The organism is Streptomyces sp. NBC_00328 (assembly GCF_036139655.1).
Taxonomy (GTDB): Bacteria; Actinomycetota; Actinomycetes; order Streptomycetales; family Streptomycetaceae; genus Streptomyces.
In genome coordinates this window covers 7,078,693-7,092,645 of record NZ_CP108013.1, presented here as the reverse complement: position 1 = coordinate 7,092,645, position 13,953 = coordinate 7,078,693, and the positions used below count along the sequence as shown (strand labels likewise).

Annotated in this window: 10 protein-coding genes and 1 pseudogene; 3 read left to right on the top strand and 8 right to left on the bottom strand. The window is 69.7% G+C overall.

The window, feature by feature from the left end; genetic code table 11:
* Positions 1 to 38: 38 nt before the first annotated feature.
* Entirely contained in the window at positions 39 to 662 is a 624-nt protein-coding gene (locus OG485_RS31180; protein ID WP_328671917.1) for a TetR/AcrR family transcriptional regulator, read from the bottom strand.
* Positions 663 to 847: 185 nt separating this feature from the next.
* On the opposite strand from OG485_RS31180, the gene OG485_RS31175 reads away from it, so the two are divergent.
* Positions 848 to 2,395 carry an MFS transporter gene (locus tag OG485_RS31175; protein WP_328671916.1) on the top strand — a complete coding sequence of 516 codons (1,548 nt, stop codon included), beginning with the start codon at positions 848 to 850 and terminating at the stop codon, positions 2,393 to 2,395.
* 193 nt (positions 2,396 to 2,588) lie between these two features.
* On the opposite strand, the gene OG485_RS31170 is transcribed toward OG485_RS31175, so the two are convergent.
* The 4 genes and pseudogenes from OG485_RS31170 to OG485_RS31155 all read right to left on the bottom strand — a co-directional run bounded on the left by OG485_RS31170 (position 2,589) and on the right by OG485_RS31155 (position 7,210).
* A complete protein-coding gene (locus tag OG485_RS31170) occupies positions 2,589 to 4,436 on the bottom strand; it encodes a DUF4153 domain-containing protein (RefSeq protein WP_443048951.1) in 1,848 nt (615 codons plus the stop codon).
* Positions 4,437 to 4,896: 460 nt separating this feature from the next.
* Positions 4,897 to 5,826 (bottom strand): ADP-ribosylglycohydrolase family protein, encoded by a 930-nt coding sequence (locus tag OG485_RS31165; protein WP_328671915.1) that lies wholly within the window; start codon positions 5,824 to 5,826, stop codon positions 4,897 to 4,899.
* A 12-nt stretch (positions 5,827 to 5,838) separates the two neighbouring features.
* Positions 5,839 to 6,499, bottom strand: a pseudogene (locus OG485_RS31160) (histidine phosphatase family protein).
* A 105-nt stretch (positions 6,500 to 6,604) separates the two neighbouring features.
* Positions 6,605 to 7,210 (bottom strand): YdbC family protein, encoded by a 606-nt coding sequence (locus OG485_RS31155; RefSeq protein WP_326785093.1) that lies wholly within the window; start codon positions 7,208 to 7,210, stop codon positions 6,605 to 6,607.
* A 154-nt stretch (positions 7,211 to 7,364) separates the two neighbouring features.
* On the opposite strand from OG485_RS31155, the gene OG485_RS31150 reads away from it, so the two are divergent.
* A complete protein-coding gene (locus tag OG485_RS31150; protein ID WP_326785094.1) occupies positions 7,365 to 7,898 on the top strand; it encodes a TerD family protein in 534 nt (177 codons plus the stop codon).
* Positions 7,899 to 7,979: 81 nt separating this feature from the next.
* On the opposite strand, the gene OG485_RS31145 is transcribed toward OG485_RS31150, so the two are convergent.
* The 3 genes from OG485_RS31145 to nrdR all read right to left on the bottom strand — a co-directional run bounded on the left by OG485_RS31145 (position 7,980) and on the right by nrdR (position 12,600).
* Positions 7,980 to 8,660: a DUF6215 domain-containing protein gene (locus OG485_RS31145; protein ID WP_328671914.1), complete on the bottom strand. Its 681-nt coding sequence runs from the start codon at positions 8,658 to 8,660 to the stop codon at positions 7,980 to 7,982.
* A gap of 318 nt (positions 8,661 to 8,978) precedes the next feature.
* Positions 8,979 to 11,885 carry a vitamin B12-dependent ribonucleotide reductase gene (locus tag OG485_RS31140; RefSeq protein ID WP_328671913.1) on the bottom strand — a complete coding sequence of 969 codons (2,907 nt, stop codon included), beginning with the start codon at positions 11,883 to 11,885 and terminating at the stop codon, positions 8,979 to 8,981.
* 163 nt (positions 11,886 to 12,048) lie between these two features.
* Positions 12,049 to 12,600 carry a transcriptional regulator NrdR gene (gene nrdR, locus OG485_RS31135; RefSeq protein ID WP_328671912.1) on the bottom strand — a complete coding sequence of 184 codons (552 nt, stop codon included), beginning with the start codon at positions 12,598 to 12,600 and terminating at the stop codon, positions 12,049 to 12,051.
* Positions 12,601 to 13,119: 519 nt separating this feature from the next.
* On the opposite strand from nrdR, the gene lexA reads away from it, so the two are divergent.
* Positions 13,120 to 13,896 (top strand): transcriptional repressor LexA, encoded by a 777-nt coding sequence (gene lexA / locus OG485_RS31130; protein ID WP_103549644.1) that lies wholly within the window; start codon positions 13,120 to 13,122, stop codon positions 13,894 to 13,896.
* Positions 13,897 to 13,953 lie beyond the last annotated feature (57 nt).

Genomic DNA, 13,953 nt, shown 5'->3' with positions numbered 1-13,953 from the left:
CCCGCGCAGGGCCGGTCAGCCATACCCGCGCAGGCCGGTCAGCCGACGCGTACACACAGCAGCGGAACCATCATCTGGTCGATCATCTCCTGGAGATCCAGCTCGCTCCATTCGCTCGCGCACACCTTGGAGCGGTACATCATCATCGCCGGGACGGCGTCGAAGACGTACGAGTTCGCCGCGTCGGGACGCACCTCTCCCCGTTCGATCCCGCGCTGGACGACCTCGCGGAGCAGATGCAGGGTGGGCTCGACGACCCCGCCGCGGATGACTCGGTTGAAGCGCTCGGCCTGCCTCACATCGCATTCGTGAAGCACAGAGCGAAGTGCGATTCCCGGCGGTGAGAACATCGCCTCACGTACCCGCCGGCACACCTGCAGCAGGTCCTCCCGGACACTGCCGAGGTCGGGAGCCCGAGTCAGATCCGGCAGTCCGGCCTGGAGCGCGTCCGCGACCAGGTCCACCTTCGAGGGCCAGCGGCGGTAGACCGCGGCCTTGCCGGTCTGCGCACCGGCGGCCACCCCCTCCATGGTGAGGCCGTTCCAGCCGACCGCGCCGAGCTGTTCCAGCGCGGCTTCCAGGATCGCGCGCTCGAGCACGGCGCCGCGCCGGCGCGAGGGTGGCGCCTGAGCGGGGGCGGCCGTCCAACGCGAAGTAGCCATCAGAGTTCTCCGTCGTACAGGGGAGCGGTATTCGGGGGAGCCGGGCTTTCGTGCGGGACGGACGACCGGCCCGTCGCCAGCGGGCAGCGACTTCAGTGAACGCTTGCGTTCACTGACGGGGAGTCACTACCGTTGACGCGCAAGTGAACGCGAGCGTTCACTAACTCACTTGTGGGGGAAGCATAGTGACAACCTCTCAGTTGATTAAGGACAGCAAGCCGGGTGTGGCCCGCCGGGAGGGGCATCCCGGCATCGCGCTCACCGTCATCGCGGCCTGCCAACTCATGGTGGTACTCGACGCGACGATTGTGAACATCGCACTCCCGCACATTCAAGACGCCCTCAATTTCAGCACCACCGACCTGACATGGGTGATCAGCTCCTACACCCTCACCTTCGGAGGCCTGCTGCTTCTCGGCGCACGGGCCGGTGACATCCTCGGCCGACGCCGGGTCTTCATGACCGGCATCCTGCTGTTCACCCTGGCCTCGCTGCTCGGCGGACTCGCCCAGGAGCCCTGGCAGTTGCTGGCGGCACGGGCCCTTCAGGGCATGGGTGGCGCGATCGCCTCACCGACAGCGCTGGCCCTGATCACGACGACCTTCCCCGAAGGCCCGGAGCGGAACCGGGCGTTCGCCGTCTTCGCGACGGTCTCGGCCGGTGGCGGCGCCATCGGCCTGCTCGCCGGAGGCATGCTCACGGAGTGGCTCGACTGGCGGTGGGTCCTGTTCGTCAACGTGCCCATCGGCATCCTGATCGCCGTCCTCGCGCCGATGTACATCAACGAGTCCCAGCGCCACCCGGGACGCTTCGACATCGCGGGCGCGGTCACCTCGACGGCCGGCATGGCGTCCCTGGTCTACGGCTTCATCCGCGCGGCGGAGAACGGCTGGCGGGACAGTCTCACGATCGGGTCGTTCGGCGCGGCCGTGGCCCTGCTGCTGGCCTTCGGGATCATCGAGATGCGCGCGAGGGAACCCATCACCCCGCTGAGGATGTTCGCCGACCGCAACCGTTCGGGCACGTATCTGATCATGCTGAGCCTCGCCGCCGCGATGTTCGGCATGTTCTTCTACATCGTGCTCTTCGTGCAGAACGTGCTGGGGTACACGCCGATCTCGGCCGGTGTGGCCTTCCTCCCGGTGACGGTCGCGATCGCGGTCGGCGCGGGTCTGTCGCAGCGCTTCCTGCCGGTGCTGGGCCCCAAGCCGTTCATGGTCACCGGCTCGTCACTCGTCGCCCTCGGGCTCGGCTGGCTGACCTTCATCAGCCCCGACGACTCGTACGCCGGTGGAGTCCTCGGCCCGATGCTGCTGTTCGGCTTCGGGATGGGCCTGAACTTCGTGACGCTGACGGTCACCGCCGTCTCCGGTGTCGCCCAGCACGAGGCGGGGGCGGCCTCCGGCCTGCTCAACGTCACGCAGCAGGTGGGCGGTTCGCTCGGCCTCTCCATCCTCACCACGGTCTTCGGCACGGCCAGCCGCGACGAGGCGCAGAAGCAGGTACCGAAGTTCCTGGCGGACGGCTCGGCCGAGCAGAAGGCGGCGTTCGCCAAGACCCAGCAGCTGCCCGCCCCTTGGGGTCATGACGTGCTCGCCCACGGCATTTCGACCGCCTTCGTGCCGGCGGTGGGCATGGCCCTGCTGGCCCTGACCACCGCGACACTGGTGATCAAGGTCAGGAAGAGCGACCTGGACGCTCTCGCCGGTACGGCGGGACCGGCCGCGGGCTGAAAGCGGCTCCGGGCGGCCCAGCGGAGGGCTTGGCCGTGGTCCGGGTCAGGGAGACCCGGGGTGACCACGACCCGCCGTCCGCGACACGGAGCCGGTGGCCAGGCCCGTCCACGTCGACCTGGACGTGGACGTGACGTGGACTTGGACGCGGCCGTGACTTGAGCTTGGACTTGGACGCATCGGAAGAACGTGTTCAGCGGTACTCGGGGAACTCCGTCAACGAGTCGCACTGGCTCCCGCTGATGGACTCGGCGGGCGGGTGGTCCCGGAGGATGTCCCGGGCCCGGACCTCACCCCAACTGGTCGCGTACCAGGGCGCGTCATCCTGGTCCAGTTCGTCGGCGATCGGCCTCAGCACGCAGGAACGCATCGGCTCCTTGAGTTCGTCGAGGGCGGGTACGGCGTCGGCCGACAGCTCGCGGGCGTACAGGACGTCGAACTTGCCCGTGTCCTCGTACCGCTGGACGTTCCTCTCGGCGATCAGGCTGTCGGGCGACATCAGCCCGAACGCGAGGACGCCGGCCGCCGCGCTGGCCGCGACGGCGCGGGGCAGCCAGCGGGCGCCCCACACGCCGGCCGCCATGATGAGCACGATGACCAGGCCCAGCCACAGCTCTCCGGCCAGCACCGAGATCCTCAGCCGCGTCAGCCCATAGGCCTCCACATACATGTCCATACGTCGCACAGCGGATGCCACGACAACGAGCGCCAGGCCGCAGAGAGTTCCCAGCACACCGCGCACCAGCTTCCGGTCGCCGGCGCCGTCCCGCGGTGCCCAGCGCAGCGCGAACACCACGACGAGCAGCGTCAGCAGCGTGACGAACAGCAGCTGCCAGAAACCTTGGCGCGCGTATTCGGCGTACGTCTGGTCGGTCTTCTCCAGCACCGCGTCGTAACCGCCGAAGAGCACGACGAGCTGGACCGCGTTGAAGGCCGCGAAGAGCACCGTGAGCACGATCAGCGGGAGGGCCCACTCGACACGGTTGCGCGGGCGGCCGGGTCGCACCACGACCCGGTCCAGTCGCACCGGTGCGGCCGCCGTGTGGGCCACGGACAGCGCCACGACCAGGCCCGACACCAGAAGCACCACGCGCCAGGGTCCACCGGTGACCGAGGTGTCCGGCACCAGGTCGCCGAGCAGATCGGCGAAGGCGGCGTCGGCTCCGGCGAACAACGCCCCGAAGACAAGCAGCAGGACGGCGCTCACCACGAACGCGCGCAGCCCGACACCCACTCCCCGACGGGCTCCGCCGAATCGTTCCCGCAGCCCGCGCCAGCCCCAGGCGACACCGGTGACCACCGAGTTGACCACGCCGACGGGTCCGAGCAGAACCGCGGGCCAGGTGCGGCCGCCGTTCAGCGCGAGCGAGCCGAGCCCGATCGCCGTCACGACGGCCAGGAACGACGGCCAGTCCGCGTCCCGCAGAGCGGGCACGGCCAGCAGACCAATGCCGCCGACGCCCCAGACCACGCTCCACGCGCGCGTGCGGCGCCCCGCGTCCCGGCCCGCGAAGTACGCGGCGAGTGCTGTGGGGATCGCGACCAGCAGAAGGTTGACCGCCAGACCGCCGTCGAGGAGCAGCATGCTCAGCACGCCGGTCGCGAGCACGGCCCACAGCGTGGGCGTACGCACCGGGGCGGGCGACGTGGCCCACAACTCCGGTGACCACAGTTCGGGGGCGGCCGACGGGGCCGTCTTGCCGGTCCTCGCCTGCGGCGATCGGGAGGCCTGGGACCGCGGTCGGCCCTCGGCCCTGGCCACCCGCTCGGACGAGGACCGCGCGCCAGGCGCTTGCCCGCCGCCGGTCACCTCGTCCTCCCGGGAGGCGTCCGAACCCCCGGGCTCGTCCGTACCCCCGGATACATCCCCGCCCTCGGATCCGTCCGCACCCACCGGCTCGGCCGCACTCCCCGGTTCGGCCGAACCCTCAGGCTCGTCGCCACCCCCCGGTTCGGCCACACCCTCAGACTCTTCCGCGCCCCCGGAGGCAGCCTTGCCCCCAGGCCCGTCCGCACCCCCCGGTTCGGCCGACTTCGCCATCGCGCCGGGACCGGTCTCCGGTCGCCGCACCGTGAATCCCGGTTCGGCCGGGCCCCTGGAGTCCGCCGGCTCCGGTGTCCGCGTGGTCCGGGACCCGGCTCCCGGAATCTCCTCGCTCGCTTCTGGGCTGTTCCGCTGCGCCGATGACCCCTCAACGGGCTCGGGCGTGGACGGTATGTCGGACAAGGGATCCCCTCCCAGCCGGTCACCGGGCAGCCCGGATTGCGCCACTGGGGCGGGGAGGCTGTCGGCCGGTGTTTCGTCGGCACACGCCCGTCATGATCAACGGGCGGCGTGGCGCACACGGTATCCGGGGGTAAAGCGGCTCACGACGGCGCTGCGGGGCTGTAGCAAGCCTGTGACACAGCCCAGCGTCCCCTCCACGCCCGCCGCCCGCGCCCCCGCGCGCCGTCCGCACACTCGGTGGCCCAGGAAGCCCGGGAACCCCCTGCCGTACGCCCTACGCGGCGCCTGCGTCACTTCCGGACGGAAGCCCGGGCAGCCATTCCGGCAGCGCCTCCGTGGCGTCCAGCCATGCCCCGGGGGGCGCTCCCGCCTTCCCGGAGGCGACCACGCCGCCCACGATGGAGCACGTCGTGTCCACGTCGCCACCGACCTGGGCGGTGGTCCAGAAGCCCTCTTCGTAGTCACCCAGGGCACGGGCCGCGGACCACAGGGCGAAGGGCACGGTGTCGTGGGCCGACGTACGCCGTCCGCAGCCCAGTACGGCGGCCACGGTCGCGGCGTCCCCGTAGTCGAGCATGTCGCGGGCGCGCCTCAGCCCGGCCCCCACGGCGCTGCGCGGTACGAGCGCGATGACGCCGTCCAGCAGGGCCTCGGCGCTCGGCGGTCCCGCCGGGTCGGCGGACAGCGCGGCGGCCGCGGCGACGGCCATGGCGCCGACCACGGCCTCGCGGTGCTGATGCGTCGGATAGGCGGAGATCTCCGCCTGGTGGGTCGCCTGCTCCGGATCGTCGGCGTACCAGGCGCCCAGCGGGGCGATCCGCATCGCGGCGCCGTTGCCCCAGGAGCCCTGCCCCTTGAAGAGGGCCGACGCGAGCTCGCGCCAGTCTCCCCCCTCCCGGATCAGCCGCAGCAGCCGGTTGACCGCCGGGCCGTAGCCCCGGTCGAAGTCGTGGTGGTGGGCGAAGGAGTGCGCCAGCGCGTCCTGGTCGATGCGGTGGTGCGTGGCCAGGACAGCGACCACGGAGCAGGCCATCTCGGTGTCGTCGGTCCACTGCCAGGGCTGGGGCGGCAGCTCCCGGCGCTTGAGCAGCGGGTAGTTCGCGGGCACGAAGAACTGCGAGCCCAGCGCGTCTCCCACCGCGATTCCGCGCAGGCTGGCGAGGGCGCGCTCGAAGCGCCCGTCGGGAGAGGTGTCAGCGATCATCGCCCTGCCACTCTATCCGGTGGCTCCGTACGATTTCCGGATCACGCCACTGCTCGAAGGGACGGTCGAGGGTGTATCGGCCGTCCTCCCCCAGAACGAGCATCCTCACCTCCGCGTTCCCCGGGTTGGAGAGCGATTCGAACTCGGCGACCGACCAGTGGAACCAGCGCATGCAGAACAGCCGCATGGCCAGGCCATGGGTCACCAGGAGCACGTTCGGCGGGTGGTCGGGGGCCTCGAAGCTCCGGTACAGGCTCTCCAGGAAGCCGCCGACCCGGTCGTACACGTCGGCCCCCGACTCGCCCTGCGCGAACCGGTAGAAGAAGTGCCCGTACGCGTCGCGATACGCCTTCTGAAGACGTACGTCGTCACGGTCCTGCCAGTTGCCCCAGTCCTGCTCGCGCAGTCGCGGTTCCTCGCGCACCCGGACGAGCCCGGGGTCGAGATGGAAGGCCCGGAACGTCTCGTGGGTTCGGCGGTAAGGCGAGACGTAAACGCTTACGCGCTCCGTTCCGAAGAGTTCGCGCAACTGCTTGCCGGTGTTCTCCGCCTGCTGCCACCCCGTCTCCGTGAGCGCCAGAGCGTGGTCGGGCTCGCGTTCGTACACGGTGTCGTCGGCATTGCCCACCGACTCGCCGTGCCGGACAAGGACGATGCGCCGTGGTCGTGCCATGCCGAAACCCTAGATCGTGCCGGCACCGTTCGAGCAGTCGTACGGTCTCATAAGGCGCAGGTCACACCGTTCCCGCACATCAGTTCGCCCGAGGGGAGGGGCCCGTCAGACGATCCAGCCGGGTTCCAGCTGTACGACGTCCCCCGCGAGAGCGGCTATGTCGGCGTCCAGCTGGGCGCGCAGCGCGAGCCTCTCCAGCCGCTCGGCGCGGTATTTGCCGTGCTCGGCGGCCGACCGCCACATGGACAGCACCAGGAACTCGCTGCCGGGCGCCTCGCCGAACATGCCCCGGATCATGCCGGGCGAACCGGCCATCGCGGGGTTCCAGACCTTCTCCTGCATGAGTGCGAAGTGCTCCGCGCGCTCCTCGTGGACACGGCAGTGCGCGACCCGGACCACGTCGGAGTCGGTGAAGCGCGGCTCGAAGCCCGTCTTCACGTCGAAGCGGTAGTCGAACAGCTTGACCTGGGAGTCCTTGAAAGTGCCCGACTGCGATGCGGCGAGCCGGTCATGGGACCGGGCCATGAAGGAGTCGTAGAAGGCGCGGCTCTCCCAGAAGGAGAAGATGTGAGCGACGCCGGACCGCCCCGCGCTCCACCCTCCCCCCTGTCCCCGGAATCCCGGCTCTCCCAGAAGCCCCGCCCACTTTCGCTGCCCCCGTTCGAAACCGCGGCGGTCGACCACGGTGCAGCGAATCCACTTGACCAGCACCGCGCCATCGTAAGGCCCCGGAACGTGGCGCCGGTCACGCTCGGGCGGAGTGGACCCGGGCGAACGCCCCGGTGTGCGTGGCACGATGGACAACCGGCCCTACTCTCAGGGGAGTTGGTTTGACCACTGTTGAGGAACGGGGAGGGGACATCCGGTGAACGGTCTCAACAAGGGAATCCGCAAGGCCGAGTTGGCGATCAAGTGGGATCCCAGTCCCGCGGGTGAGCCCGCGACCGATCTCGACATCGTCGCGGCGACGTATCTGGCGTCCGCTCCGCACGGAAACCCGGACTACGTAGTGTATTTCGGCAGCCGTTCTCCGGACGGCACCATCTATCTGAACCGCGACAGCAAGGACGGCAAGGGCTTCGGCTGGGACGAGGTCATGACCCTGGAACTCGAGCGCCTGGACAGCCGTTACGGGCGCGTGGTCGTCGGTGTCCTCATCCAGCAGCGCACCGAGGCCCGGACCTTCGTCGGTGTCCTCAACCCCGCCTTCCGCCTGCGTGAGGGCTACACCGTCCTGACGCAGGGCGACTTCGGCGACGTCCTGGGCTCGACGGCGGCGACCATCGGGGAGTTCGTGCGCGACCACTCCGGGGAATGGACGTTCCACCCGGGCATCCACGGCTACGACACCGATCCGGCGACCTTCGCGCGGGTCATGGGCAGCCCGCAGGAGGCGTGAGGCGCAGCCCGGTGTCCTCCTGTCCGCGCTGTGCCGGCCGTCGGTCCCGGACCCGCGCAGGGCCTGTCCGACGGCGGGTGTTCAGCCGCTCTTCCAGCCCGGGACCGTCGGCAGCACCAGCTCGGCGACGCGGAACAGCGCCGCGTCGTCGGGCGCCACATCGTCCTGACGCCAGACGGAGATCTCGAACGAACCGCCGCCCCCCTTGGCGTCCCTGGCGACCAGCAGACTGCGGGCGACGCCGCCGGGGCCGCTCTCGACCTTGCCCGAGCCGAAGCTGAGGGCGATCGTCCGGTCCGAGTAGAGGACCGCCGGGTGGCCCAGGATCTGCCTCGGCTCCGCCTTCGGCAGCAGGTCCAGGCCCTGGGCGACGGAGAGCCGGTCGTCCGAGGCCGTCAGCTTCACGGAGTACGTCTTCAGCGTGACGTTCGCTTGAGGGCTGGCGATCTTGGTGCCGCCGTCGAGGGTGATCCAGCTGTCGTCGCCGTCGGCCGTCTGCGCGTGCTCGTCGGGCGTCCCGAGGAGGGCCGGCAGGTCCGCGCGGTTGAGCGCCTGGCACAGCTGCTCACCGGAGACGCGCTTCGGCGGCGGGGTTCCGAGCCGGTCGGAGCACCTGGCCGGGTCGTCGGTGCCGTTGCTGTTCGGAAGCACCCTCGACAGCCCCCATATGCCCCCCGTGACGCCCGCGACCAGCACCACCGCCGCGACGGCCTGAACCCCCGTGTTCAGGCCTCTTCTCGATCCGGTCACCTTGTCAGCCATGTCCCCCGCCTCCCCATCGCGCTCCATGCGCGCGGAGGGAGACTAGCCGTTGATCGTTTCGTATGAAAAGCGAATTCAGTCGGGTCCTGGGCCGTCGCCGCGCGGCGCCCGGGACACCGGAAGGCGGCGCGCACGACGGGCTCGCCGCCGGACGGGTGGGCGCGCACACGACCCGCCCGCCGCCGGGCGCGGTGGCACCCCCGACGGCAACGCCGAGGGCGGTGGAGCCGACTGCCCGCTCCACCGCCCTGATCAGCTGTTCACGCCCGGAGGGCGCTCGGTGTCAGCCGCGACCGCTCGCCGGACCGGCGTCCGGTGTCAGCTGCAACCGCTCGTCGAACCGCAGCCCTCGCAGATGTAGCAGGACCCGGCCCGCTGCATCTTCGTGCCGCAGGAGAAGCAGAGCGGGGCGTCGGCCTGGATGCCCAGCTGCATCTCCACCAGTTCGGCACTGGTGCGGACCTGCTTCGGGGCGGGCTCCGCCACGACGGCCTCGGCCTTGGGGGCGGCGACGGCCTTCAGCTCCTGCGCGCGGGGCGCGGACTGGGCCAGGCCCTCGACGTCGAGCTCGTCGTCGGTGGGCTCGTAGGAACCCGTCTCCAGGTGACGCTGACGCTCCTCGGCGGAGTGGATGCCGAGCGCGGAGCGCGTCTCGAAGGGCAGGAAGTCCAGCGCCAGGCGGCGGAAGATGTAGTCGACGATCGACTGCGCCATCCGCACGTCCGGGTCGTCCGTCATGCCGGCCGGCTCGAAGCGCATGTTGGTGAACTTCGAGACGTACGTCTCCAGCGGCACGCCGTACTGGAGGCCGACCGAGACGGCGATCGAGAAGGCGTCCATCATGCCGGCGAGGGTGGAGCCCTGCTTCGACATCTTCAGGAAGACCTCGCCGAGACCGTCGTCGGGGTAGGAGTTGGCGGTCATGTAGCCCTCGGCGCCGCCGACCGTGAAGGACGTGGTGATGCCGGGACGGCCCTTGGGCAGACGCTTGCGGACCGGGCGGTACTCGACGACCTTCTCGACCGCGGTACGGATGGTGTCCTCGGCCTTGGCCGTGACAGCCTCCGTCGCGGACTTCTCCTTCTCCTTGGTCTTGGCGGAGAGGGGCTGGCCGACCTTGCAGTTGTCGCGGTAGATCGCGAGCGCCTTGACGCCCATCTTCCACGCCTCGAAGTAGACCTCTTCGACGTCCTCGACGGTCGCCGTCTCCGGCAGGTTGACCGTCTTGGAGAGCGCGCCGGAGATCCACGGCTGGATCGCGGCCATCATGCGGACGTGGCCCATCGCGGAGATGGAACGCTCGCCCATGGCGCAGTCGAAGACCTCGTAGTGCTCGTGCTTGAGGCCGGGGGCGTCGATCACATTGCCGTTCTCGGCGATGTGGGCGACGACCGCCTCGATCTGCTCCTCCTGGTATCCCAGGCGGCGCAGGGCCTGCGGCACGGTGCCGTTGACGATCTGCATCGAGCCGCCGCCGACCAGCTTCTTGAACTTGACCAGCGCGAGGTCGGGCTCGAGGCCGGTGGTGTCGCAGGACATCGCGAGACCGATGGTGCCGGTCGGGGCGATGACTGAGGCCTGCGCGTTGCGGAAGCCGTTCTTCTCGCCGAGGCGGATCACGTCCTGCCAGGCCTCCGTGGCGGCGGCCCAGATCGGGGTGTCCAGGTCGTCCACGCGGACGGCCGCGGTGTTGGCGTCGGCGTGCTGCTTCATGACGCGCTGGTGGGGCTGCGCGTTGCGGGCGTAGCCGTCGTACGGGCCGACGACCGCGGCGAGCTCGGCGGAGCGCTTGTACGACCTGCCGGTCATCAGGGAGCTGATGGCGCCGGCGAGCGCGCGGCCGCCGTCGGAGTCGTACGCGTGGCCGGTCGCCATCAGGAGGGCGCCGAGGTTGGCGTAGCCGATGCCGAGCTGACGGAAGGCGCGGGTGTTCTCGCCGATCTTCTCGGTCGGGAAGTCGGCGAAGCAGATGGAGATGTCCATCGCGGTGATGACCAGCTCGACGACCTGGGCGAAGCGCTCGACGTCGAAGGACTGGTGGCCCTTGCCGTCGTCCTTCAGGAACTTCATCAGGTTCAGCGAGGCGAGGTTGCAGGACGTGTTGTCCAGGTGCATGTACTCGCTGCACGGGTTCGAGCCGTTGATACGACCGGACTCCGGGCACGTGTGCCAGTGGTTGATCGTGTCGTCGTACTGGATGCCCGGGTCGGCGCAGGCCCAGGCGGCCTCGGCCATCTTGCGGAAGAGCGACTTGGCGTCGACCTCCTCGATGACCTCGCCGGTCATCCGCGAGGTGAGGCCGAACTTGCCGCCCTCCTCGACCGCCTTCATGAACGTGTCGTTCACGCGGACCGAGTTGTTGGCGTTCTGGTACTGGACGGACGTGATGTCGTCGCCGCCCAGGTCCATGTCGAAGCCCGCGTCACGCAGGGCGCGGATCTTCTCCTCTTCCTTGACCTTGGTCTGGATGAAGTCCTCGATGTCGGGGTGGTCGACGTCGAGGATGACCATCTTGGCCGCACGGCGGGTGGCGCCGCCCGACTTGATCGTTCCTGCGGAGGCGTCGGCACCGCGCATGAAGGAGACGGGACCCGAGGCGTTGCCGCCCGAGGAGAGGAGCTCCTTGGAGGAGCGGATGCGGGAGAGGTTCAGGCCGGCGCCGGAGCCGCCCTTGAAGATCATGCCCTCTTCCTTGTACCAGTCGAGGATCGACTCCATGGAGTCGTCGACGGCCAGGATGAAGCAGGCGGAGACCTGCTGGGGCTGGGGGGTCCCGACGTTGAACCAGACAGGGCTGTTGAAGCTGAAGATCTGGTGCAGGAGGGCGTACGCCAGCTCGTGCTCGAAGATCTCGGCGTCGGCGGGCGAAGCGAAGTACCTGAAGTCCTCGCCGGCCTTCCGGTACGTCTTCACGATGCGGTCGATGAGCTGCCTCAGGCTCACCTCGCGCTGCGGGGTGCCGACGGCACCTCGGAAGTACTTGCTGGTGACGATGTTGACCGCGTTCACCGACCAGAAGCCGGGGAACTCGACGCCACGCTGCTCGAAGTTGACCGAGCCGTCGCGCCAGTTGGTCATGACGACGTCACGGCGCTCCCACTCCACCTCGTCGTACGGGTGCACGCCGGGGGTGGTGTGAATGCGCTCGATGCGCAGTCCCTTGCTGGCCTTGGCTCCGCTCTTCGCGCGGGAACCTCGTGCCGGACCGCTCGCCGTCTCTGTCATTGCCGCCTCCCTGTAACAGGCTAAAACGCGCTGAAGTGCCGCGAACTTCCCGTGGCACGGTCTGTGTCTGATGCCGCGCGCGCCGCTGGTACGGCCGTGCGCTGCAAGTCTGTGGTCGCCGCCCGCGGGCGGGCCCGGACGCCCCGAAGGGTCCGGTCCGCGGTCAGTCGGCGGCGGTGGCGGGCACGGGAACCTCAGCGGTTCCGCCGGACCCGTGATCGGTCTCCTGGCGCACCACGTCCGGGACGTCGTCGTCCGCGGCGGGGCGCTGATTCACCTGCCTGAGTTCCGCGATGGCGGCTTCGAAGTCGTCGAGCGAGTCGAAGGCCCGGTACACGGACGCGAACCTCATGTAGGCCACGAGGTCGAGTTCCTGCAAGGGTCCGAGTATGGCCAGCCCCACGTCGTGGGTGGTCAGCTCGGCGCTTCCGGTGGCTCGCACGGCCTCTTCGACCCGCTGGCCGAGCTGGGCGAGCGCGTCCTCGGTGACGGGCCGTCCCTGGCAGGCCTTGCGCACACCGTTGATGACCTTGGTGCGGCTGAAGGGCTCGGTCACACCGGAGCGCTTCACCACCATCAGCGAGCACGTCTCCACGGTCGTGAAACGACGGGAGCAGTCGGGGCACTGGCGGCGCCTGCGGATCGACGTGCCGTCGTCGGTCGTACGACTGTCGACGACGCGGCTGTCCGGGTGCCTGCAGAAGGGGCAGTGCATGGCTCCAACCCTCCTTCACAGCACGACTCAGGAACCTCGCGGGACCTCACCGGTCCCTCGAAGCAGCCTCAAGCATAGGCGATGCCCGAGGGTCCGGAGACCGGGGGACCACAACTTCTGGGATGCCTCCGCAATCCAACCACTAGATGTGGGGATCGACTCGTAAAATCGCCCACGACCCGCGTGTCGTACACGTAAGGGCACGTGCCGCACAGGCATACCCATCCCGGACACACGGGGATAGCGTGGTCGGCACACGGAAAGAGGGCCGGTTCCCGGCCTGGCGGCCATCGGATGGCAGACTGGACGGCGGCCCAGGTCGGCCGGCGCGGCCGCCGCCTCCGGCGGTGAAGGGTACAGCGATGCACCCGTTCGCCCGCCAGGCGCATCGCCCAGCCATACACCCAGACACATGCTCACGTCAGGCAATTCGCTTTTTTTCACTCGAACGTGTGTTTGGCGCAACCTTTCGAAAGCAACTACCGTTGTCCAGCAGGGAGACCATCGAGAGGGGCCGACGTGACCACCACCGCAGACAGCGCCACCATCACCGCCCAGGACCGCTCCCAGGGCCGACTCGAGCCGGTGCATGTGATGAACGAAGCCGCGAATCATGAGGGGCCAAAGCGCTCCCTGCCTGGCCGACCTCCAGGCATCCGGGCCGACAGCTCGGGACTCACGGACCGGCAGCGCCGGGTGATCGAGGTGATCCGGGACTCCGTGCAGCGGCGCGGCTACCCGCCGTCGATGCGGGAGATCGGGCAGGCCGTCGGCCTCTCCAGCACCTCCTCCGTCGCACACCAGCTGATGGCATTGGAGCGCAAGGGCTTCCTGCGGCGAGACCCGCACCGCCCGCGCGCGTACGAGGTACGGGGGTCCGACCAGTCGTCGGTGCAGCCGACGGACACCGCGGGCAAGCCGGCCGCGTCCTACGTTCCGCTCGTCGGCCGTATCGCCGCCGGTGGCCCGATCCTCGCCGAGGAGTCGGTGGAGGACGTGTTCCCCCTCCCCCGCCAGCTCGTCGGCGACGGGGAGCTGTTCGTCCTGAAGGTCGTCGGTGACTCGATGATCGAGGCCGCCATCTGCGACGGGGACTGGGTGACGGTCCGCCGCCAGCCGGTCGCCGAGAACGGCGACATCGTCGCCGCGATGCTGGACGGCGAAGCCACGGTGAAGCGGTTCAAGCGCGAGGACGGACACGTGTGGCTGCTGCCGCACAACTCGGCGTACCAGCCGATCCCCGGTGACGAGGCGACCATCCTCGGAAAGGTCGTCGCCGTGCTGCGCCGGGTGTGACACCGCGACGGGCGGTCCGCCGCCCCCGCCCCTGACCGGGCCCCGGAACCAACTGCG

Bases quoted from the DNA above. Each gene is read 5' to 3' on its own strand.
- OG485_RS31180 (WP_328671917.1), bottom strand. From the start codon at position 662: ATGGCTACTTCGCGTTGGACGGCCGCCCCCGCTCAGGCGCCACCCTCG.
- OG485_RS31170 (WP_443048951.1), bottom strand. From the start codon at position 4,436: ATGGCGAAGTCGGCCGAACCGGGGGGTGCGGACGGGCCTGGGGGCAAG.
- OG485_RS31165 (WP_328671915.1), bottom strand. From the start codon at position 5,826: ATGATCGCTGACACCTCTCCCGACGGGCGCTTCGAGCGCGCCCTCGCC.
- OG485_RS31145 (WP_328671914.1), bottom strand. From the start codon at position 8,660: ATGGCTGACAAGGTGACCGGATCGAGAAGAGGCCTGAACACGGGGGTT.
- OG485_RS31140 (WP_328671913.1), bottom strand. From the start codon at position 11,885: ATGACAGAGACGGCGAGCGGTCCGGCACGAGGTTCCCGCGCGAAGAGC.
- nrdR (WP_328671912.1), bottom strand. From the start codon at position 12,600: ATGCACTGCCCCTTCTGCAGGCACCCGGACAGCCGCGTCGTCGACAGT.